Source organism: Intrasporangium sp., assembly GCF_035280925.1.
Taxonomy (GTDB): Bacteria; Actinomycetota; Actinomycetes; order Actinomycetales; family Dermatophilaceae; genus Intrasporangium.
On sequence record NZ_DATEEY010000051.1, the window covers coordinates 1 to 20,892 of the forward strand.

General features: G+C 70.7%; 23 protein-coding genes and 1 riboswitch. Of the genes, 9 read left to right on the forward strand and 14 right to left on the reverse strand.

Annotated features, from left to right (window positions below; translation table 11 throughout):
* Both VJN29_RS05260 and lpdA read right to left on the reverse strand, forming a co-directional pair.
* The coding region (locus tag VJN29_RS05260) for a biotin/lipoyl-containing protein (RefSeq protein WP_324142531.1) at positions 1–339 on the reverse strand (339 nt) is incomplete at its 3' end.
* A 31-nt stretch (positions 340–370) separates the two neighbouring features.
* Complete coding sequence (gene lpdA / locus VJN29_RS05265; protein ID WP_324142562.1) at positions 371–1,750, reverse strand: dihydrolipoyl dehydrogenase; 1,380 nt, start codon at positions 1,748–1,750, stop codon at positions 371–373.
* Between the two features lie 167 nt (positions 1,751–1,917).
* Here lpdA and VJN29_RS05270 point away from each other — a divergent pair, with 167 nt between their 5' ends.
* Both VJN29_RS05270 and VJN29_RS05275 read left to right on the forward strand, forming a co-directional pair.
* A complete protein-coding gene (locus tag VJN29_RS05270) occupies positions 1,918–2,265 on the forward strand; it encodes a hypothetical protein (protein ID WP_324142532.1) in 348 nt (115 codons plus the stop codon).
* An 86-nt stretch (positions 2,266–2,351) separates the two neighbouring features.
* Positions 2,352–2,540 carry a DUF5302 domain-containing protein gene (locus VJN29_RS05275; protein WP_324142533.1) on the forward strand — a complete coding sequence of 63 codons (189 nt, stop codon included), beginning with the start codon at positions 2,352–2,354 and terminating at the stop codon, positions 2,538–2,540.
* 120 nt (positions 2,541–2,660) lie between these two features.
* On the opposite strand, the gene VJN29_RS05280 is transcribed toward VJN29_RS05275, so the two are convergent.
* Complete coding sequence (locus tag VJN29_RS05280) at positions 2,661–4,133, reverse strand: leucyl aminopeptidase (RefSeq protein ID WP_324142534.1); 1,473 nt, start codon at positions 4,131–4,133, stop codon at positions 2,661–2,663.
* Positions 4,134–4,250: 117 nt separating this feature from the next.
* On the opposite strand from VJN29_RS05280, the gene gcvT reads away from it, so the two are divergent.
* Together gcvT and VJN29_RS05290 are read left to right on the forward strand one after the other, a co-directional pair.
* Positions 4,251–5,369, forward strand: a complete 1,119-nt coding sequence (gene gcvT / locus VJN29_RS05285) for a glycine cleavage system aminomethyltransferase GcvT (RefSeq protein WP_324142535.1) — start codon at positions 4,251–4,253, stop codon at positions 5,367–5,369.
* Positions 5,370–5,419: 50 nt separating this feature from the next.
* On the forward strand, positions 5,420–5,926 hold the full coding sequence (locus VJN29_RS05290; protein WP_324142536.1) for a hypothetical protein: 507 nt from the start codon (positions 5,420–5,422) through the stop codon (positions 5,924–5,926).
* Between the two features lie 41 nt (positions 5,927–5,967).
* On the opposite strand, the gene VJN29_RS05295 is transcribed toward VJN29_RS05290, so the two are convergent.
* Genes VJN29_RS05295 through VJN29_RS05320 form a run of 6 tightly spaced genes read right to left on the reverse strand, consistent with a single transcriptional unit; the run spans position 5,968 to position 11,660 of the window.
* A complete protein-coding gene (locus tag VJN29_RS05295; protein WP_324142537.1) occupies positions 5,968–6,747 on the reverse strand; it encodes an adenosylcobinamide-GDP ribazoletransferase in 780 nt (259 codons plus the stop codon).
* A complete protein-coding gene (locus tag VJN29_RS05300; protein WP_324142538.1) occupies positions 6,740–7,330 on the reverse strand; it encodes a bifunctional adenosylcobinamide kinase/adenosylcobinamide-phosphate guanylyltransferase in 591 nt (196 codons plus the stop codon). The genes VJN29_RS05295 and VJN29_RS05300 overlap by 8 nt, the downstream gene beginning before the upstream one ends.
* Entirely contained in the window at positions 7,327–8,196 is an 870-nt protein-coding gene (locus tag VJN29_RS05305) for an ECF transporter S component (protein WP_324142539.1), read from the reverse strand. The genes VJN29_RS05300 and VJN29_RS05305 overlap by 4 nt, the downstream gene beginning before the upstream one ends.
* Positions 8,193–9,818 (reverse strand): ABC transporter ATP-binding protein, encoded by a 1,626-nt coding sequence (locus VJN29_RS05310; protein WP_324142540.1) that lies wholly within the window; start codon positions 9,816–9,818, stop codon positions 8,193–8,195. Before VJN29_RS05310 ends, VJN29_RS05305 begins: the two co-directional genes overlap by 4 nt.
* The gene (locus tag VJN29_RS05315; protein ID WP_324142541.1) at positions 9,815–10,891 is read right to left on the reverse strand and encodes an energy-coupling factor transporter transmembrane component T; all 1,077 of its coding nucleotides are present in this window, start codon (positions 10,889–10,891) and stop codon (positions 9,815–9,817) included. Before VJN29_RS05315 ends, VJN29_RS05310 begins: the two co-directional genes overlap by 4 nt.
* 10 nt (positions 10,892–10,901) lie before the next feature.
* Positions 10,902–11,660 (reverse strand): SCO2322 family protein, encoded by a 759-nt coding sequence (locus VJN29_RS05320; RefSeq protein WP_324142542.1) that lies wholly within the window; start codon positions 11,658–11,660, stop codon positions 10,902–10,904.
* Between the two features lie 87 nt (positions 11,661–11,747).
* Positions 11,748–11,906: riboswitch (cobalamin riboswitch) on the reverse strand.
* 70 nt (positions 11,907–11,976) lie between these two features.
* On the opposite strand from VJN29_RS05320, the gene VJN29_RS05325 reads away from it, so the two are divergent.
* Positions 11,977–12,192 carry a hypothetical protein gene (locus tag VJN29_RS05325; RefSeq protein WP_324142543.1) on the forward strand — a complete coding sequence of 72 codons (216 nt, stop codon included), beginning with the start codon at positions 11,977–11,979 and terminating at the stop codon, positions 12,190–12,192.
* Complete coding sequence (locus VJN29_RS05330; protein WP_324142544.1) at positions 12,189–13,604, forward strand: serine hydrolase domain-containing protein; 1,416 nt, start codon at positions 12,189–12,191, stop codon at positions 13,602–13,604. Before VJN29_RS05325 ends, VJN29_RS05330 begins: the two co-directional genes overlap by 4 nt.
* A gap of 13 nt (positions 13,605–13,617) precedes the next feature.
* Here the strand turns inward: VJN29_RS05330 and VJN29_RS05335 are convergent, their stop codons facing one another.
* Both VJN29_RS05335 and VJN29_RS05340 read right to left on the reverse strand, forming a co-directional pair.
* Positions 13,618–14,190 carry a DUF3043 domain-containing protein gene (locus tag VJN29_RS05335; protein WP_324142545.1) on the reverse strand — a complete coding sequence of 191 codons (573 nt, stop codon included), beginning with the start codon at positions 14,188–14,190 and terminating at the stop codon, positions 13,618–13,620.
* An 18-nt stretch (positions 14,191–14,208) separates the two neighbouring features.
* The gene (locus VJN29_RS05340) at positions 14,209–14,655 is read right to left on the reverse strand and encodes an SRPBCC family protein (protein WP_324142546.1); all 447 of its coding nucleotides are present in this window, start codon (positions 14,653–14,655) and stop codon (positions 14,209–14,211) included.
* A gap of 78 nt (positions 14,656–14,733) precedes the next feature.
* Here VJN29_RS05340 and VJN29_RS05345 point away from each other — a divergent pair, with 78 nt between their 5' ends.
* On the forward strand, positions 14,734–15,288 hold the full coding sequence (locus VJN29_RS05345; RefSeq protein ID WP_324142547.1) for a TetR/AcrR family transcriptional regulator: 555 nt from the start codon (positions 14,734–14,736) through the stop codon (positions 15,286–15,288).
* On the opposite strand, the gene VJN29_RS05350 is transcribed toward VJN29_RS05345, so the two are convergent.
* From VJN29_RS05350 to VJN29_RS05360, 3 genes are read right to left on the reverse strand one after another with little or no spacing between them, the layout of a single operon-like run.
* Complete coding sequence (locus VJN29_RS05350) at positions 15,264–15,827, reverse strand: protein-L-isoaspartate O-methyltransferase (RefSeq protein ID WP_324142563.1); 564 nt, start codon at positions 15,825–15,827, stop codon at positions 15,264–15,266. The two genes, VJN29_RS05345 and VJN29_RS05350, sit on opposite strands and share 25 nt — an antisense overlap.
* Positions 15,828–15,882: 55 nt before the next feature.
* Positions 15,883–16,479, reverse strand: coding sequence for a hypothetical protein (locus VJN29_RS05355; protein ID WP_324142548.1), 597 nt, complete (start codon positions 16,477–16,479; stop codon positions 15,883–15,885).
* Positions 16,460–17,368, reverse strand: coding sequence for a methyltransferase domain-containing protein (locus VJN29_RS05360; protein ID WP_324142549.1), 909 nt, complete (start codon positions 17,366–17,368; stop codon positions 16,460–16,462). The genes VJN29_RS05355 and VJN29_RS05360 overlap by 20 nt, the downstream gene beginning before the upstream one ends.
* Positions 17,369–17,470: 102 nt before the next feature.
* On the opposite strand from VJN29_RS05360, the gene VJN29_RS05365 reads away from it, so the two are divergent.
* On the forward strand, positions 17,471–18,835 hold the full coding sequence (locus VJN29_RS05365; RefSeq protein WP_324142550.1) for a dipeptidase: 1,365 nt from the start codon (positions 17,471–17,473) through the stop codon (positions 18,833–18,835).
* A 242-nt stretch (positions 18,836–19,077) separates the two neighbouring features.
* On the forward strand, positions 19,078–20,874 hold the full coding sequence (locus VJN29_RS05370) for a VWA domain-containing protein (protein ID WP_324142551.1): 1,797 nt from the start codon (positions 19,078–19,080) through the stop codon (positions 20,872–20,874).
* Positions 20,875–20,892: the final 18 nt, after the last annotated feature.

Below are 20,892 nucleotides of genomic sequence, written 5' to 3' on the forward strand. Positions count from 1 at the left end.
GGGAGCGGCCTGCTCAGCGGGGGCGGCCTGCTCAGCGGGAGCCGCCTGCTCAGCGGGAGCCGCCTGCTCAGCGGGAGCCGCCTGCTCAGCGGGAGCCGCCTCGCCCTCGCCGATCACCGCGAGGTCCGCTCCCACCGGGACCGTGTCGTCCTCCTGGGCGAGGATCTCCTGAAGGGTGCCCGCCACTGGTGAGGGGATCTCGGTGTCGACCTTGTCCGTCGAGACCTCGAGCAGTGGCTCGTCCACCTCGACGCGGTCGCCGACGCTCTTGAGCCAGCGGGTGACGGTCCCTTCGGTGACGGATTCGCCCAGGGCCGGCATGGTCACGCGTTCTGACATGACGTGTTCTCTCCTCTTCCCAGTAACTGGCTCAAGCGTGCGAGTGCAACGGCTTCCCAGCGAGGGCCAGATGGGCCTCACCGAGTGCCTCGTTCTGCGTCGGGTGGGCATGCACGAGCCCGGCGACGTCCTCGGGGTGGGCTTCCCAGTTGACGATCAGCTGTGCCTCGCCGATCTGCTCGCCCATGCGTGCACCGATCATGTGAACGCCGACCACGGGTCCATCCTTGCGTCGAACGAGCTTGATGAACCCTTGCGTGCCCAGGATCTGGGACCTGCCGTTTCCCCCGAGGTTGTACTCCTGGGTCTCGATCTCGCCATGGGTCTCCCGGGCCTCGGCCTCGGTCAGCCCCACGCTCGCGATCTCCGGGTCGCAGTACGTGACACGCGGGATGCCGGACTCCTCGATCACGGCAGGGGAGAGGCCGGCGATCTCCTCCGCGACGAAGATGCCCTGGCCAAAGCCCCGGTGAGCCAGTTGCAGGCCGGGCACGATGTCGCCGACCGCGTAGACGCCGGAAACGTTGGTGCGCAGGCGCTCGTCGGTCGGCACGAAGCCGCGGTCCATCGTGATCCCAGCGGCCTCGTAGCCGAGGCCCTCCGTCACCGGTCCTCGGCCGACCGCGACGAGGAGCAGGTCGGCCTCGATGCTCTCGCCTGACTCGAGCGAGACCGAGACGACATCTCCCGACTGGGTGGCGCCAGCGAACCGCACCCCCGTCTTGAACGCGATCTTGCGCTTGCGGAAAGCCCTCTCGAGCTGCTTGCTGACGGCCTCGTCCTCGGCCGGCACCAGCCGGGGGAGCGCCTCGACGATGGTGACCTCGGCCCCGAAGCTGCGGAACACGGAGGCGAACTCGACACCGATGACACCGCCTCCGAGCACCACGACTCTCGCGGGAACGTGGTCGATGCTGAGCGCCTCGTCAGAGGTCATGATCCGGCCGCCGACCTCGAGGCCCGGCAAGGACTTCGCATGGCTGCCGGTGGCCAGCACGACGTTCCTGCCCGTCAGGCGACGGTTGCCGACGACGACCGTGTTCGGCCCGTCGAGGGCGCCGCTGCCTTCGACGTAGTCGATGCCGCCGGACTTGACCAGCCCCTGGAGACCCTTGTGGAGCCGGCTGACGACACGATCCTTGTACGAGTGGACGCCTGCCATGTCGATCGACTCGAAGGTCGTCTTCACGCCGAACTGCGCACCCTCTCTGGCCGTGTCCGCGACCTCTGCGGCATGGAGCAGGGCCTTGGTCGGGATGCACCCGCGGTGCAGGCAGGTCCCGCCCAGCTCGCCCTTCTCGACGAGGGCCACCTTGAGGCCCAGCTGCGCCGAACGGAGAGCGCAGGCATACCCGCCCGACCCCCCACCGAGGATGACGACGTCGTAGTCGCCGACGGCTTCAGCCGACATGTGGTGGTGCTCCTTCGCTCGCTCGATGACGGGGTGGGTCATGCGGGTGCGTCACGGGATGGGTCACGCAAGAAGCATCTTGTCATTGATCGAGAGCGACGTCACAGGCAGGTGAGTCTCCTTGGTCGCCGCCCGTAGGGTTGGCTCAGCCGTCGTACAGTGCGGTCATGGGTTGGTTCTCCCGTCGCCGTCGCCCCAAGGACATGCCCGCCCTGGGCCGGTCCGACGGCCCCCTGATGGACATCGACCGCAAGGCCGTCGAGGCACATCTACGTGCCTTCGTCGAGGGGCACCGCGGCGTGGAGGCCTACGTGGAGCCCGCCACGAGCGTCACGACGACGACCATCGTGCTCATCGCGTGGGACGGCGAGTGGACCCGCCGGGCGGTGGGGGAGCGCAAGGATGCGTTCGCGCTCGCCCAGCGTCTCGGCGTCCCCGTCTACGACGTCAACCACACCGGCTACCCGAACCGGATGCGGCAGTGGAACAGCCGTAAACGGCGCGGCGACGCCTGATCAGGTGTGACCCAAAAGCACTGGCAGGTATGCCGCTGGGCTGACAGTGTGGGGATGTCACGTCCGCGTCGCTTCAGGAGGTACACGTGTCCAAGCAGGAGGGTTCCGCGACCGGGCCCAGCGAGGAGATGAAGGCCAAGTTCCGTGAGGCGCTGGCGAAGAAGCACTCGCACGGCGGCAAGGACGTCTCGGACGACCAGGACCGCTCGAAGGTGCACGGTGCGCATGGTCCCGCCAAGGCGCAGCAGATGTTCCGTCGGAAGGCCGGCGGCTAGACGAACAATCGAGCGTGCAGCTTCTGCCAATCGAGTGTGCAACTTCTGCCCGGCATCGTCAGCCGCGCGCTACGTCATGAAGCGCAGAAGTTGCACACTCGATTGGCACACTCGATTGGGTCAGGTGTAGCTCTCGATGAGTGAGATGAGCGTGCGGACGGCGAAGCCGGTGCCGCCCTTGGGCTCGTAGCCGCTGGCTGCCTTGTCGTTGAACGACGGTCCGGCGATGTCGATGTGGCCCCACGGGATGCCCTCGCCGACGAACTCGCCGAGGAAGATGCCAGCGGTGAGCATGCCGCCCTCGACGCCGCCCTTGTGAGCCAGGTCCGCGTTGATCGAGTCGAGCGCGGGACGCAGCTCGTTGGGCAGCGGCATCGGCCACATGGCCTCGCCGGCGGCAGCAGCGGCGTCGATGACGCGCGTGCGGAAGCCGTCGTCGTTGCTCATGACGGCTGCGGTGTTCGCCAGCGCCACCACTTGCGCACCCGTGAGAGTTGCGACGTCGACGATGGCGTCCGGGGAGGTCTCACTCGCGAGGGCGATGCAGTCCCCCAGCACCATCCGGCCCTCGGCATCAGTGTTGAGGATCTCGACCGTCTTGCCGCCGCGCATCGTCACCACGTCGCTCGGGCGCTGGGCCGTGGAGCTCGGCATGTTCTCGGCGAGGCCCAGGTAACCGGTCACCGCCACGGGCAGTCCCAGCTTCGCGACGGTGAGGACGGTGGCCGCGACCGCGGCCGCCCCCGCCATGTCGCTCTTCATCGTCAGCATGCTCGCGGCAGGCTTGATGCACAGGCCACCGGAGTCGAAGGTGATCCCCTTGCCGACCAGGGCGATCGTGGCCTTCGGCCGAGCAGGGGCGTAGGTGAGCACCGCGATCCTCGGCTCGTTGGCCGACCCCTGTCCGACGCCGACGGTGCCCCCGAAGCCGCCGGAACGAAGCTGCGCCAGGTCGTAGCTCTTGAGCTTGACCTTGGTCCCCTTGACCCGGCTCTGGAGGGAGGCGACGAACGTCTCGGGGTAGAGCATGTTGGGTGGCTGGTTGACCAGGTCGCGGGTGTAGGCCACGGCGTCGCCGAGCGCGGCCGCCCGGCTGACGGCCTTGCGCGCCGCCGCGTCCGCGGGACCGACCAGGGAGATCGAGGCGACAGCCTCCCCGTTCGCGCCGGCCTTGGACACACCGTAGGCGCCGAGTGCGGCGCCTTCAGCGGCGGCCGCGACGAGGGCGCTGGAGTTTCCCGGCACGACGACCACGACCTTCTCCTTCTTGGCCAGCCCCCGCACGGCCGCGCCGAAGCCGCGACGCACGTCTTCGAGAGCCTCGCCCTCCGCGCGCCCGTCGAGCTCACCGATACCGGCGAGCACCACCACTCGAGCGGTCAGGTCCGGCACGGCTGCGAGGAATGTGGTGTCCCCGGCCTTGCCCGTGAGGTCGAGATCGGAGATCACGGCCTTGAGGTGGGTGACGGCCTTGCGGGGCAGACCGTGGCCGGGCGCGAGGCTTGCGCCGTCCTCGCCGGCGACGAGACCGACGACGATGGCGTCGCCGGTTGCCTTGGCGGCCGGCTGGGCGGAGATGGTCAGGTTCGCCACGAGGGACTCCTTCTCAGGTGCGGGGGCTCGATCCCACGGGTACGACACGGTCGTGCCGGCATCCGGGCGTTGTGGCGTCGATGATAAGTCCCGCCAAGCCGCGATAAGTTGACCGCCATGACGACAACGACGTCGGGGACCGCCTCCCCCATGCTCTCGCCCCTGCACGACCGGCACGTCGCGCTGGGTGCGAAGATGGCGGACTTCGGCGGCTGGGACATGCCGATCGAGTACCCGGGTGGCGGTGTCGTGGCGGAGCACACGGCCGTCCGTGAACGGGTCGGCATCTTCGACGTCAGCCACCTCGGCAAGGCCTCGGTCAAGGGTCCCGGGGCGGCCGACTTCGTCAACTCCTGCTTCACCAACGACCTTCGGCGCATCTCGCCGGGTCAGGCGCAGTACACCCTCTGCTGCGACGAGTCCGGCGGTGTCGTCGACGACCTCATCGTCTACCTCAAGGCGGACGACGACGTGTTCCTCATCCCCAACGCCGCCAACACGGCCGAGGTGGTTCGCCGCCTCGAAGCGGCCGCTCCCGCCGGCATCGAGGTCGCCAACCTCCACGATGCCCACGGCATCATCGCGGTCCAGGGCACGAACAGCGACGAGGTGCTGGATGCGCTGGGCCTACCCACCGGGCACGACTACATGTCGTTCGACGAGGCCGAGTGGCAGGGCCGCCCCGTCATCGTGTGCCGGACGGGCTACACCGGCGAGCGTGGCTATGAGCTCGTCCCGTCCTGGCATGACACACCGGCGCTCTGGGATGCGCTCATGGACGTCATCGGGACCTACGACGGCAAACCCTGCGGCCTCGGCGCCCGGGACACCCTGCGGACGGAGATGGGCTATCCGCTGCACGGCCAGGACCTGTCCCTGGACATCTCCCCGGTGCAGGCTCGAGCCGGCTGGGCGGTCGGGTGGAAGAAGGAGTCCTTCTGGGGCAAGGAGGCACTCGTCGCCGAGAAGGCGAGCCCGACCCGCCTCAGCCGCGGCCTGCTCGTCACCGGACGGGGCATCCCGAGACCGCACTGCACCGTGTCCCGGGGCGGTGCCCAGATAGGTGAGGTGACCTCCGGCACGTTCTCGCCGACCCTGAGGCAGGGGATCGCCCTGGCGCTGCTCGACCCTGACGTCGCCGAGGGTGACACGGTCGAGATCGACGTCCGCGGTCGTAACGTGGAGGCGCAGGTCGTCAAGCCCCCGTTCGTCCAGGTCCAGGTCCGCGAGCCCTGACGACGGGTCAGCGCGGTTAGCGCGGGGTGCCGGAGGGGTACGACCCAGCCATGACTGAGACGCCGCGAGCGGGTACGGACCCCGCCACCCCCGCCATCTCCCTGGGCCAGGACCAGCCGACCGGTTCGGTGCCACCCGATCAGACGGGCGCCGCTGCCGGTGGCCGGCTGATGGACGAGGATCGAGACCTGGTCCGCTCCGCCGCCATCATGGCCGCAGCGCTGGTGTCACAGGCCGAGAGCGGCTTCATCGACACGTTCCGCGAGTCGTTCGCCGCGTCGAAGGCGGTCAAGACCGCGCCACCCGCGATTCGCGACCTGTTCGTCCAGGGTGGGCTGCCGAGCATGCCGCGCGCGGGCTCCAGGGAGGAGCTGGAGGCAACCACCCTCGACCGGTTGCGGCAGGCCATGTCGACCCTCCGCGCCAAGGCGCCGGACCTGGTCGAGAGCTATCGGGCGACGGTGCTGCAGAGCTGCCGCGACGTCGCGGCGGCGGCCGATGACACGTCCGCGAACGAGTCGCAGGTGATGGCGAGGGTGGAGCAGGCCCTGGCCTGATCGCCTCCGCCCGGGTCGCTGTGGTGGGCCCGATGATCAGGTCAGCGACCGTTGACCGACGCGACGGCCGCCGCCACAACGAGGGACGTGACGAGGGCGACCTCGATCGCGGCCCCGATGACGTCGCCGGTGACGCCGCCCAGCCGTCGCACCGCGTGCCACGTGACGAGCCACGCGGCCACGGCACCCGCGACGAGGACGAACCCAGCGGCATACGGCGGCTCACCGGCCAGCCGGAGCGCAGCCGCGCCGACGAGCAGGACGCCGAGCGCCGATGCGACGAGGGAGCGCCAGGTGACTGTCCCGGCCACGGCCGCACCCAACCCATCGGGGCGGGCCGGTGGCACGCCCCGGCGACAGGCCACAGCCGGTGCGAGGCGACTGCCCAGCAGCGCGGTGACCGCGAGAGCCGTGCCCATCGGCGTGCCGAGCACACCGGCCAGGGCGGCGGCCTGCATGAGCAGGACGAGGACGAGCGCCACGGCGCCCCCGGGACCGGTGTCCCCGCGCTTCATGACCTCGAGCGCCCGTGACCGGCCGGGACCCGAGGTCAGTCCATCCGCAAGGTCGGCCAGGCCGTCGAGGTGCATGGCACGGCTCAGCAGGGCGGTCGCGGTCAAGGCGAGGCCGGCCGCGAGGAGCGGGGTGAGCCAGCCCGTCTGCGCGACGACCCCGAGGCCCAGCCACACGGCCGCGGCCGGGACGGCGGTCGCCGGTGCGAGGACCATGGCGCGCCCTGCCACTGCCCGGTCGACACGGTCGGGCGGGGGCACGGGTATGACGAGGAAGGTGCCCGCACTGAGGCGCCAGGCATCACGCATTGAGCGTCCGCGGCGGGAGGGATCGGGGCACGAGCGGAGCCTGGGTGAGGTCCAGCACCCGCCCGGCCACGACGAGGTGCACCGCAGCCGCAACCTCCGCGACTGCTGCGTTCAGCCTGCCCAGCTCGTCCTGGAAGAAGCGGCCCGAGGCGGTGACCGGCACGAGCGACCAACCGACCTCGTTCGTCACGACCACGACGGGATGCCTTGCACGACAGAGGGACTCGATCAGGGATGCAGTGCGTTGGCGCACCTGGTCGGTCGCGTGATCGAGGTCGTCCCACCCCACGAGGTCGACCTGCGCGGTGAGCCAGGTGCCGAGGCAGTCGATGATCACCGGTCCGACGGCGGCGGTGAGGGCTTCTTGCGCGTCCGCCGTCTCGAGCGTGCGCCAGCTCGAGGGTCGGCGCTCCTGGTGGGCCCGGACGCGCGCGGCCCAGGCCGGGTCGTCATCCTCAGCGGGGCGACCCGTCGCCACGTAGAGAACGTTCCGCTGCAGAGCGACGAGGTGCTCGGCATGACGGCTCTTGCCGCTGCGGACCGGTCCGGTGACGAGTGTGGTGGTGGGGGCCCGCGGAGTCATCTGGCCAGCGTGCCATGGTCGGCGGCGGTCGCCACGACGTCGTCCTCGTTCGCGGGGGAGCCCCGTTCCCCGGGGGACGAGGTGAACGTCACCTCCGACCCGAAGGCGGCGCGGCGAGCCGCCCGCCGGAAGACACGGAGCAGGGCTGGCCCGGCGACGGTGACGAGGATGGCATTGAGCACCCCGCGCGGCAGGTCCCAGGCGAGGGACGTCGCGACGTAGAAGACGGCGTAGTGGCCGAGGTTCTCCGTGAGGGAGGCGCCGGGCACGAAACCCATGCCCGTCGGGGCGTTGGCGCCGAGGAACGGCCAGAACCAGAGGTTCATGAAGAGCCCAAAGGTGACTCCGCTCGTCAGGGCGTAGCCCGCGAGCACCCATCGCTCCGACCGGGCTCCCGGTCTCCCCGGGAGGAGGCCGGCGCCGAGTCCGATCGCACCGGCACCGATCATCTGGAAGGGCAGCCAGGGCCCGACACCTCCGGTGAGGAGAGCGCCGGTGAGCAGCGCGAGTGCGCCTCCGACGAAGCCCACTCCGGGCCCGAGCACGCGACCGGCCACGATGATGATGAAGAACATCGGCTCGAGGCCGGCCGTCCCGGCACTCAGCACCCGCATTGCACCCCCTGCCGCTGCCGTCACGCCCAGCACGGCGATCGTCTTCGCGTCGAGTCTCCCCGAGGTCAGCTCGGCAAGGCAGACCAGCGTGAGCAGCGCAAGGATCCCGGCGAACAGCCACGGGGTGTCGTTGCCGTGGCTCCGCACGAACTCTGCGGAGGCGAAGAAGGGCCAGAGAAAGGCCATGGCGCCGATCGCCCCGACGAGACCCATCGCAGCGGCAGCCGACCATCGGACCGGGATGACGTTCATGCGGACCGTCCCAGTGCCGCGGCCACCTCGTCGACGGTCAGCCACGTCTGGGGGCGCAGCACCTTGGTGACCTGTGGGGCGAAGGCCGGGGACGAGGCGAGAACCTGACGGACCGGGCCGTCGGCGACGACCTCGCCGTCCGCGAGGATGACGACGCGGTCGGCGACCTCGGCGGCGAGCTCGACGTCGTGCGTCGCCAACAGGACGGTCGCACCGGCGCTGGCACGATCCCTCAGCGTGGCCCCGAGCCGCTGCTTGGCTCCGTAGTCCAGGCCACGGGTCGGTTCGTCGAGGAGGAGGACCGCGGGGGTGCCCGCCAGGATCACCGACAGGGCAAGCTCCAGGCGCTGGCCCTCGGACAGGTCGCGGGGATGCCGCGCCGGGTCGAGGCCCCCGGAGATCCGCTCCAGGATCGCGGCCGTCGTGCCGCTCGCCACGTCGAAGTCCCGGTCGGCAGCGGCGCACTCGGCGGCGACGGAGTCGCCGTACAGCAGGAGCTCGGGCTGCTGGGGAACGAGGCCGACGAGGGCGACCCGGCGCTTGGCCGGCAGCGTCGCGGGGTGGGCCCACGTGGTCCCGTTGGCGACTCTGACGGAACCCGCCGCGGGGGCGAGCTGACCTGCCACGGTGCCGAGCAGCGTGGACTTGCCGGCTCCGTTCCTGCCCATGAGGGCGGTCACGCTACCGGGGAACAGGCCCAAGGACAGGTCCTCGATGACGATCCTCCCGGCGCGTGCGATGCCAGCCCCCTCGATGAGGACCGCGGGGTGCTGCGACTGGCTGTCGCGCCGGGCTGTCATGGGCGCCGCCGCGGAGAGGCGGTCCCGCAGGGCGCCAGCGCGGCGACGCGCGTCGCGAATGGAGAGCGGGGTCGGGGACCACTCGGCCAGGCGGGACAGGGCGACGAGCGGGGGGTGGATCGGTGAGTCGGCCATTGCCGCAGCCGGATCGAGCAGGGCCGACGTGTGGCCTGCGTCGATGAGCACGACTCGGTCCGCATGATGCACGACCCGCTCCAGCCGGTGCTCCGCGAGGACCACCGTGACGCCGAGGTCGTGCACGATCCGGTGCAAGGAGGCGAGCACCTCCTCGGCTGCGACCGGGTCGAGCGCCGAGGTCGGCTCGTCCAGCACGAGGATCTGCGGCCCGGCGGCGAAGACGGAGGCGATGGCGACCCGCTGCTGCTGCCCCCCCGAGAGCGCGCCAAGGGGTCGGGCGCGCAATGGCGTCAGCCCGAAGAGATCGAGGGTCTCCTCGACACGCCGACGGATCGTCGTCGGATCGAGGCCCATCGTCTCCATGCCGTAGGCGATCTCGTCCTCGACGACGTCGGTCACGAACGTCGACGACGGGTTCTGCTCGACGAGGCCCACGACGGTGGCCAGGTCGCGAGGCCGATTCTCGGCAGTGTTCCGGCCATCCACGACGACACGGCCAGTGAGCGTGCCCCCGCTGAAGTGGGGGACCAGGCCGTTGATGGTGCGCAGCAGAGTCGACTTCCCGCTGCCGGTGGGACCGACGACGAGGACCAGCTCTCCCTCCGGGATCTCGAGCGTGACATCGCGCAGGCTCGGCTCCTCCGCGTCGGCGTAGCGGACCGTGACGTGGTCGAACACGATCATGGGAGGGCCCTTCGGGGACGCGGGGTGAACCAGGCGGGGAGCGCCGCGACGAGGACGGCGAGGACGGTGAGCACGGGCAGCGGGGGCGACCCGGCGCTGGGGACCGGCACGACACCGGCCCAACCCTGTGCGCTGGCGACGACCAGGACGCCTCCGGGAACGGCGCCGCACACGACGGTGAGGGTCTCGGCCCACGTCCACTTGTCGCGCCGGTGACCCGACCGGCCGTCTCGGGAGGCACCGATCGCCAGGCTGGCGCCCGTGACCACCACTCCGACGAGCAGGAGGGGCAGGCCCAGGACGCCGCCGACGGAGCTGTCGAGCAGCCCGTAGAGCCCGGCGAGGACGCCCACGGCGCCGACGACCGCGAGGACGGACGCGGTGCGACGGCCGCGTGGGGTTGTCCGGACGGCCCGACCGTAGCCGCGGGACTCCATCGAGGCGGCCAGCCCGAGGGAGCGCTCGAAGGCCGTCTCGAGGACGGGCACGGCGAGGCGGGCCAGCTCCCGAACCCCGCGGCCGTCGTGCCCGCGAAGCGATCGGGCGCTGCGGACCGCCCGTGCGTCGGAGAGCAGCTGCGGTGCGAAGGTCAGGCCGACGACAACCGCCGTGCCGACGTCGTACAGCGTCGCCGGCAGGTAGCGCAGCAGACGCCTCGGGCTGGCCAGCGCGTTGGCGGCGCCGAGGCACGCGAGGATCGCCGCAAGCCGCAACGCGTCATAGAGGGCGTAGAGCAGGCTCTCGAGCGACACCCGTCCACCAATGCGCAGGAAGGAGGCCCATTCAGGCAGGGGGATCCGGGGGAGGGTGAAGAGCACGGTCTCGCCCCGGATCCCGTTGCCCAGGATGACGGTCGTGACGAGGCGGAACGTGACGATCATCGCCCCGATGACGACAAAGGCCATGAGCGGGTTGGGGGCCGACGGGTCGCGACGCTCGCTGACGACGAGGGTGCAGACGCCGATGACGAGCAGGAGGACCATGGGGTTGGTCGTCCGCGACGCGGCCGTCGCCAGCCCCAGCCCCCACAGCCACCAGGCTGCGGGGTGCAGGAGCCGCTCCCGAGCGCTCATGAGGACGGGCTCAGGCGTTGCGCTTGTCCGCGGCCCGCGAGCGCGCGATGACGAAGGCGACAATGGCCAGCAGGGCGAGCCCGACGATGACGTATGCCGCTGTGCTCGTGCCGCTCGACGTGTCCTCCGCGGGTGCGCTGAGCGGGGCTGCGTTGGGCGCCGCGTCCGTCGTCGGCGTGTCCGTCGGGGTTGCGGTCGGGGTTGCGGTCGGCAAGGCGAGCTGCACGGGGGTGTCCGCCGCCTTGGCCTCGGCGCTGAGATCCTTCACCTCACCGCCGCACTCAGTGGCCGGGTAGCCCGCGACCGCACAGACGAGCCCGTTCTCGACGCGAAGTTCGCCTGCTGCGGCGAGGACGTCGGTGCTCGTCGCGTCGGGCGCGGCGACGGCGCACAGCGCCTTGGGCTCGGGCGGGGTCGTCCCGTCGGCCGAGTCCGCTGCCCGGCCGAAGTCGATCACGAGGCCGACCCGCTTCTGGCCGGTCTCGGCCGGAGTGGACGCACAGATCTGCTCGAAGCTCGCCGTGGCACGGGGGAAACGAACGTCGTTCACGTCCGCGACGGCGAACCGCCAGCCGTCGACCGATCCATCCTTGGGGACGATCTGGTCCGATCCCTTCTGGGCGAAGGCCCATTGGCCGTCGGTGAGCTGGTAGAAGCCCCAGAAGCGGTAGGCGGCCGCATGGGCCGGCCCGACCGAGAGGGCGGTGATGGCTGCGGCGAGCAGCACGGCGAGGACGGCCCGGATCGGGGCACGCTGGGCAAGGGACACGATTACCTCCTTGCGGTGGGGCACCGAGGTCGGAGGTTGTTGTGCCTGAGGCCTGGTGTCTCCGGTCCGCATTCCACGACAGACTGACAAAGGAGCCGAACGGACACGGGTTTTCCGGCTGGCGCCGGATGCCGAGGAGATCGACGTCCGGGCTTCACGGTTGCGGGTCAGCGCCGGAGTCTCACCGGCTTGCCCCATTGCCCATCGGGTACCTCGAACCGTGGCATGCAGAGCCGACCGGCGTCAAACGCGGTCCAGCCGGTGGCTGCGTGACCTTGGTTGATCGGGGCGGCATCCGGCCAACTAGGGTGACGCCATGAGCGCGGACTGGACCTGGGTGTACTTCGACGCCCATGGCGAGACCATGGCTGGTGGGTCGCTCGTCACCCGCGGCTTCCCGACCCAGAGCGATGCGGAGAACTACCTCGGTGAGTCGTGGAAGGAACTGCTCGCCAGGGGAGTGGAGTCGGTGACCCTGCGTCACGGTGACGGCGTCGTCTACGGCCCGATGAGTCTTCGAGCGCCCGAGTGACCGCTGACGCAGCCCGTCTCCGGGGGCCGGCGCCCCGGGCCGCGGCCGCGTTGTCGAGCCTCGTCGAGCGCGACCTGAACGCCAGGGTGAGCTCAGCCCAACGTCGCTGGCGCAGCCCCGGTGTGAGCGCGGGAGTGGTGCGCGACGGGGAGCTTGTCTGGACCGCCCACGTCGGAACGGCGCGACTGGGCGACGGGTCCGATGGCACGGGGGACTCGGTCGCCGCGACGGACTCGACCCAGTTCATGATCGGCTCGGTCACCAAGACGTTCACGGCCCTGGCCGTCATGGCTCTGCGCGACGAGGGGCGCCTGAGCCTCGACGACCCGCTCGATGCCCACGTGCCGGGGACCCGCCACGCGAGGCTCCAGCTGCGCCAGATGCTCGCGCACGCCTCAGGGCTGCAGCGGGAGCCGATCGGCAACATCTGGGAGAGCCTGAGCGCCCCCGAGCGTGAGGCCTTCCTCGTGGGCGTCGAGGAGGCCGAGCAGGTCCTGCCCGCCCACCACGCCTTCCACTACTCGAACCTCGCCTACGGCCTGCTCGGCCAGGTCGTGGAGCGGGTGACCGGCCACGACTGGGAGACCGTGATCCGGGAACGGGTCCTCGACCCGCTCGGGATGGCCCGCACCGGCCTCATCCCTGCCGACGACCGCGCGCACGGGTACCAGGTCGACCCGTACGCCGGTACGGCGAGGGAGGAGCCGCTCTTCACCCTCAACGCAACGGCGCCGCTCGGCGGCCTGTGGTCGACCGTCGCCGACATGGCCCGCTACGCCGCCTATCTCGCGGACCCGGATGACCGGGTCGTCAGTCCGGAGACGATAGACGAGATGTGCCGACCGCTCATCATGACGGATGTCGACGGGTGGACGGGAGCCTACGGACTCGGCTTCGGCATGGGCCGCCGCGGTGACCGTGTCTTCGTCGGTCACGGCGGAGCGATGCCCGGCTACCTCACCGGGCTGCGGGTCCGGCGCCGGGACAAGGTGGGCGCGATCGTCTTCGCCAACGCGACGTCGGGCGCCGAGCCGCTCGTGCTGGCCACGGACCTGGTCGAGGCGGTGGTCGATGCCGAGCCGCCGATCGAGCCGGCCTGGGTGCCGGAGCAGCCCCGGCCGGAGCTGGCCGAGCTGCTGGGCCAGTGGTGGTCCGAGGGCTCCCCGATCATCTTCTTCGTCCGGGACGGCGAGCTGTGGTCTCGGCTCACCGACGACCCTCTGTCTGAGACGCGGTTCGCGCGGGAGGGGCCCGACCGCTATCGGGCCGCTGCCGGGAGGGAGCGCGGCGAGGTGCTCCAGGTCGTCCGTGCGGCCGATGGCACGGTGGCGAAGCTGTACTTCGCGACGTATGCCGTCACCCGGAGACCACTGGCCTTCGCCGACCTCGTCGGTGGACGGGACGAGCGCTGACGGCGTCAGCCGGTCAGGAGGGGTGCTGTCCGCGGTCGACGGCCGGCTTGGGCATCCGCGTGCGCCTCATCTGGAAGGCCCGCATGATCGCGTAGAAGGCGTCACCCCGCTCGGTCTGGCCGAACTTGGTGATGACCTTCTTCTTGGTCCGCAGCCACATGAGCACGGCGTCGATGATGGCCAGGACGATGAGGCCGTAGACGAGGATGAAGACCGACATCAGGGCCCAGTTCGTCCTGATGAAGCTGAGCAGCAGTACGAGGAGCATCACGGGGAGCATGAACTCGCCGAGGTTCCACCGGGCGTCGACGGAGTCGCGGATGAAGCGGCGGCGCGGGCCCTTGTCGCGCGCCGGCAGGTACCGCTCGTCACCGGCGAGCATCCCGGCCCGTTGCTTGGCCATCCCCTCGCGCCGCGCCACCTTGTCCTTCGAACGCGCGACCTTGCGGTCGGTGACGATGAGCGGACGCTTGTTGGCCGCCTCTTGGTCACGTCGCTTGGGCGTGGGGCGGTTCTTCGCCCCGGGGCGAGGTGGCTGCTCCTGGTCGATGAGCTCTTCGTTGAGGGTCTTCTTGCGTCCGAACACGAGGACAACTCTAGGTGTTCACAGCGTGTGCTCCGAGCCGGGCCGCTCAGCGCTGAGCGCCGCGCGACGGAAACCCTCGTTCTCCGTGGCGATCGCCTGACGCATCGCCGAGCCGGCGACGAGGGAGAGCAGGCCCGCGCTCGAGCCCGTCACGTCGAGTGTGAGCTTGTTGCGCGTGCCGTCAGCTGTGGACGTGAGGTGGTGGCCCCCGACGAAGCGTGACCCGAGGATCCGGGCCTCCCAGACGAACCGGGACAGCGGCTCCAGCTCGGTCACGGTCCACACCGCCACTGGCATCCGAGGCTGGGCGACCCGGGCGCTGCTGCCGACCCGTAGTTCGCCGTCGTCGAGCCGCTCGACAGAGAGGATCGTGGGCGTCAAGGTCGGCCATCGCTCGATGTCGATGGTCAGGTCCCACACCCGGTGCACGGGTGCGGCGATGGTGAGGCTGTTCTCCAGATGCATGTCAAGAAGTGAACCACTTGGTACAGTCCGAGGCAATGGAAATTCTCTTGGCAACTGGTCGGCCACTGGGGAGTGCGAATGGGCAGGGCGCGGGACGAGCTGCTCGGCCGGGTCACGGCCGTCGTGGCGCGAGAGGGACTCGGCGACCGGAGCCTGCGCGACGTGGCAGCCCAGGCGGGGACGTCGCACCGGATGCTGCTCTACCACTTCGGGTCGAGGGCCGGGCTGGTGGCCGCCATCGTCGCGCGGATGGAGGCGGACCAGGTCCGGCTCCTGCGCGAGCTGGCCACCGGGGCCGAGTCTCCGCGGGACCTGATCCGGGCGCTCTGGGAGGAGCTCACCCGTCCGGAGGTGCTGCCCTTCGTCCGCCTCTTCCTCGAGACCGTTGCCCTGACGTCGCGGGGGCCAGGCGACGACCTGACGGCGCCATGGGTCGACGCGACGACCGACCTGGCGGTGCGGTGGGATCTCGAGGTCGATCCGGCGGTGACGCGGTTGGGCGTCGCCGTGGTCCGGGGGTTGCTCGTGGACGTGCTCGGTGGGGGGTCGATCCCGGACGCCGCCGAGGCGCTGGAGCGGTATCTGGCGTCCCTTCCGGGACCGCCGCTTCAGCGCAGCGGCACGAACCGGTAGGCGCCGTGCTCGCTCGTTGAGACGTTGTCCCCCTCCCGCACGACCACGAGCATGCGGCTGCTCACGGGGATCACCATGCGGCCCCCGTCGGTGAGCTGGGCGACGAGCTCGTCCGGGAGGCGTCGGGCGTTGGCCGACACGAGGATCCGGTCGTAGGGCCCGCGCTCGGGCGCGCCGATCACGCCGGAGGTGGCCGCCTCGATCGAGGCCCATGGATAGTGGACTGCTGCGAGGTTCTCGGCACCCCACTGCGCCAGCTCCGGGACGAGCTCGACCCCGCGAACCGATCCTCCGGGGCCGGTCAGCTCCGCCAGGAGGGCGGTCGTCCAGCCGGAGCCGGCCCCGACGTCGAGGACGCGATCGCCCGGTTGGACATCGAGCAGGCGCAGCATCGTCTCGACGGTGCGGGGCTGCGAGTTGGTCTGTCCGTGCCCGATCGGGATGGGCGCGTCACGACGAGCATCCCCGCGCAAGGCCGGGCGCAGGAAGCCCTCACGAGGGACGGCGCCGAAGGCCCTGTCCACGGCATCGCGTGACAGCCGCACCCTTCGATTCAAACAGCACGGCCCACCGAGCACCACCCCGCGACAGGAGTCATCCAGCGGAGCTCAGGGATCGGCCAAGGCCTGCGCGTCGGCACGCGCGATGTGGGGCAGCTGCCGCCAGATGACGATGACGAGCAGGGCTGACCCGGCGAAGCCGAACCAGAACGTGGCGAGGACGCCCCATGCCCGGCAACAACTGCGCAACAGCTCCGCCGACGATGCCGCCGACGACGAGACCGGCGAGGACACCGAGAAGGTGGACGCTGCTCTCTCGTCCCTGGAGGCGCCTCGGCACCGCGCGCTGGCGCAGGGTGGACCACGACGCGCCGTACGTCACGTTGAACGCGAAGATGGTCAGCGCGAGGGTGCGCACTGTGGCGTGGTGCCAGAGCCAGCGCAGGCCCTCCGCGATGTCGCGTCTCAGGTGGGATGGGGGCGCCGCAGGATCGCGGCCATGTGCTGGGAGCACGACACGAGAGACCATCAGCGCGGCGGGGGCGACGCAGATGGCCTCCGCGAGGAACGGCACGACCAGAACGACCGCGAAGAGCGCCGCGCCGATCGGTGGCCCGACGAGCTCGTTCACGGTGATGAACCCGGCCATCAAGCGCGCGTTGGCGCCGAGATCAGCCTTGTCGACGACCATCGGCAACACGGTCTGGCTCGTGGTGTCGGCGAAGACCTCCGCGGTGCCGAGGAGGGACGGCACGTGCGACGACGTGGACGAGCGTCCCGAGCCGGCGGTAGGGATCGGTCCGGCCGAGCCGGTCCTCCACCTCGACGATCCGGGCCAGCTCGGCGGGTGGGGGAGCAGGAGTGTCCACGCCAACGTCGTCGGAGGCGACCCGGATCCCGTACCACTGTTCGACCCGCAGTCGCTCGCGCTCGAACCTCGCCGTGAGCTCGTCCAGGCGGTCGGCTCGCGCACGGACGTGGATCTCGTTGACGTACCAAGGGTCTCGTCGCTCGGCGATGGCTTGGTCCTGCTCGTCGAGCGTGGCCAGCACGCCGGCCCAGTCACGCCTGGAGGCCGGCCGCCAGGCCAACGCGTCGGCGTTCCGGGCGACGACGGAGACGAGTGCCCCGGGTGCGGCGCAGCGGGCCAGTTCCGCTATGGCCGGGCCCGACTCGGGCAGGTACATCAGGACTCCGTGACACATCACGACGTCGTATGCCGCTGGGCTCGTCAGGTGCGACACCGCGGCGACGTCGCCGTCGAGGAGCGTCACGCGCTCCCGCGCCTCGTCCTCGAGCGCCGCGGCTGCCCGTGCGAAGGCCGCCCGCATCCGGGAGCTGGGCTCGACGGCGGTGACGACATGGCCGAGCCGGGCGAGGCGGATGGCCTGCGTGCCCTGCCCGGCCCCGACGTCGAGGACGCGGAGCGGCCGGTCCGTGCTCGGTAGATGCGCGTCGAGCTGGCGGGCGACGAGCTGCTGGCGCACGACGTTGCGCAGGTTGCCCAGGCGCTCGAGCCAGGGATCCAGGCCGGCGCCGAAGCCCACGCCTGCATGGTTCCCGGGCGGGTGCTCACCCATGGTGGCGACGGTATCCAAGCGCCACCGGGCCGGTCATCGAATTGATGGTGTCGGTCGAGGAGCGGGGCTGCCTCCTCGCAGGTGGCTGGGTAGGGTCGGACGGTGACCGAAGACGTGCTCAGCCCTGACCAGATCCAGGCCGTCCGTGACCGAGTCGCTGGGCTCATGCCCCAGGTGCGTGCCGACCTGGAGAGACTCGTGCGCATCCCCAGCGTCTCGGCGGCCAGCTTCGACCAGTCCCACGTCGCAGGCAGCGCCGAGGCCGTGGCCGAGCTGCTTCGAGGGGAGGGCCTCGACGTGGAGGTCGTCGCCGAGGGTGGTCGCCCCGCGGTGATCGGCCACATCGACGGACCCGAGGGCGCACCGACGGTGACGCTGTATGCGCACCACGACGTGCAACCCCCTGGCGACGAGGCGGACTGGGACACTGCCCCCTTCGAGCCGACTGAGCGAGGAGGGCGCCTCTACGGCCGGGGAGCCGCCGACGACAAGGCCGGGGTCCTGGCGCACGTCGCCGCACTGAGAGCCCATCGCGACCGGCTGCCGGTCGGGGTCACGGTCTTCGTCGAGGGCGAGGAGGAGTCAGGCTCGCCCTCACTGCCGGCCATTCTTGCCAGACACGGTGACCGGCTCGCTGCCGACGCCATCGTCATCGCCGACTCCGGCAACTGGGCCATCGGCACGCCCGCGCTGACGACGACCCTGCGTGGCGGGGTCCGTGCCATCGTCCGGGTCCAGACGCTCGACCACTCCGTCCACTCGGGCATGTTCGGTGGTGCTGCCCCCGACGCCGTGACCGCGCTCGTCAAGCTCTTGTCCACGCTTCACGACGACGATGGCAACGTCGCAGTGCAGGGCCTCGACGAGGGAGTCGCCGCCGAGCTCGACTACGACGAGGCGCGGTTCCGGGCCGAGTCCGGTCTGCTTGACGGCGTGGAGCTCATCGGCTCCGGCTCGATCCTCACCCGACTGTGGACCAAACCGTCCATCACCACGATCGGCATCGATGCGACGTCGATGGAAAAGGCCTCCAACACGCTTGCGGCACGGGCCGCGGCCAAGATCTCGATGCGGATCGCGCCGACCCAGGACCCGCAGAGGGCGTTCGAGCTGCTGCGAGCGCACCTCGACGAGCGCGCCCCGTGGGGTGCCCGCGTGTCCGTCGAGCTCACGGAGCAGGGATCCGGCTTCGCAGCCCAGGCAGACGGGCCGATCCACGACCAGGCCCGCGCCTCGTTCCGCGACGCCTGGGGCGTCGACCCGGTGGACATGGGCGTGGGCGGGTCGATCCCGTTCATCTCGGACTTCGCCGCGCGATTCCCGGAGGCGGCGATCCTGGTCACCGGCGTCGAGGATCCGGACACCCGGGCACATGGCGCGAACGAGTCGCTCCACCTCGAAGAGTTCGCGCGGGTGTGCGAGGCGGAGGCCATCCTCCTGGCGCGCCTCGGAGCCATGAGGTCCTGAGGAATCTCGGATACCGTCCCTCCGGTGGACGTCGAGCACCTTATGTGTACGATTCGGATCAACTGTCCGGGTGCGATGCGCTGTCGAAGTGGTGTGTCGCCAAGTTGCGATGATGCGTGGGACTCGGGAGGCCGCGGTTGAGTCAAGAGCCTGGGCCCCCGGCACGCCCGGTGGGTCCCTACGAGAAAAGCCTCCAGTCGGCCGCTGGGGACTCCCCGCCGCGTCCGTCCGGGATGCAGGGCATGACGGAGCGCCTGGCGGGAGGCCGCTCTGGCGGACGCCATCGGGCGCCGTCGACCGGTCCCGGCCGCAAGGTCAAGCTCGTCGCATTCGTGCTCGTCCCTCTCCTGCTGCTCACGCTCGGCGCCTATCTGCTCTTCAAGCCTGACGGTGGATCCGGTGCGCCCGTCGCCTGCGGCGACGAGCGCGTGCCCCTGACCATCACCGCGTCGCCCTCCCTCGCGCCCGCGCTCACCAAGGCTGCGACCGCATTCGACGAGGGCACGGCCTCGTGGGTGGACGGTAGGTGCGCCACGACGACCGTGGTCTCGGCGGACCCCAATGTCTTCGCGGACACGCTTCGCGCTTCGCTCGAGGCGGGTGGAGGGGCGAACGCACCGACCGCCTGGGTGCCTGATGCCAGCATCTGGCGAGAGGTCCTCGGCCGCCGGCCCGAGCTGTCGACAGCACTCCCGCGTACCTTCCCTGTCGTCGCCGTCAGCCCCGCCGTCATCGCGGCACCGCGACCGATGGCCGAGGCGCTGGGCTGGCCCGAGTCCCAGCCCAGCTGGGCAGAGCTGGTCGAGCTCGCCAAGGCCGCCGATGGCTGGGCCGCCAAGGGTCATCCGGAGTGGGGAAGGGTGCGCATCGGCTGGCAGGACCCGCTTCGCGACGCAGCGAGCCTGACCGCGATGATGAGCCTGAGTCAATGGGCGACCGACGGTGCCGAGACGGTGGACGACGTGCGGAGGGGTCTGCTGTCGGCGCACAGTGCCCTGGCGAGCCTGAACCTGGAGCAGGAGAAGGTCATGGCCGGGCTGACGGACACGAAGACGACGCCCGAGGACGCCACCAAGCAAGCGATGCTCTTTCCGACCAGCGAGCGCGAGGTGCTCCGGTACAACGCGACGAAGCCACGCATCCCGCTCGCTGCCCTGTACCCGTCGGACGGGATCCACCCGAACGAGGTCCCGCTGATCACGGTGCACGCCGACTGGGTGACGGATCAGCAGAGAGCCGCCCTGGATCGCTTCGCGGTCTTCCTGGTGACTGGCGCCGAGAACAAGCTGATGGCAGCCGACGGGTGGCGCACGCCGCGTCTCCAGACGGAGGCCGACACCGCGCAGGGCGTGGTGGCGTCCGAGCCGCGGTTCACGCCTTCCGGCCCCAACGCATGGTCGCTCGCGCAGTCGCTCCAGGGATGGACCGCTCTCGACCGCCAGGGGTCGGTCCTCGTCGTGCTCGACACGTCCGGGTCGATGAACGAGCGCGTCGCTGCGGCAGGCAACGCGACGCGGCTCGATCTGGCCAAGCAGGCCATCGCGGACTCGTTGCCCTTGTTCTCGGACCGCACCAACATCGGGCTCTGGACGTTCTCACGTCAGGAGAACCGAGCCGACCACACCGTGGTTCTCGATCTGGGGCCGCCATCGCGGAACGTCGGCGGCGAGACCGCGGTGCAGGCGCTGCAGAAGTCGCTGGACGGACTGCGCGCGGACGGAGCCACGGGACTCTACGACACGGTCATCGCCGCGGCTGCGGCGGCCCAGAACGCATGGCGTGAGGGCAACAACACCATCGTCCTGATCAGTGACGGCAAGAACGAGGACCCCGGGAGCGCCTCGCTCGAGCAGGTGCTGGCCAAGCTCGAGCCGCTCGCGGGCACCGAGCGGCCCGTGCGGATCCTCAGCATCGCCCTTGGCGGCGAGGCCGATGCGGTCACGCTGCGCCGGCTCGCCGATGCTGCCAAGGGTGAGGCCTACGTCGCCCGTGAGGCCCAGGACCTCGGCAAGGTGTTCCTCGCCGCCCTCACCGACTAGCGCTCCGTCTGGCGTCGT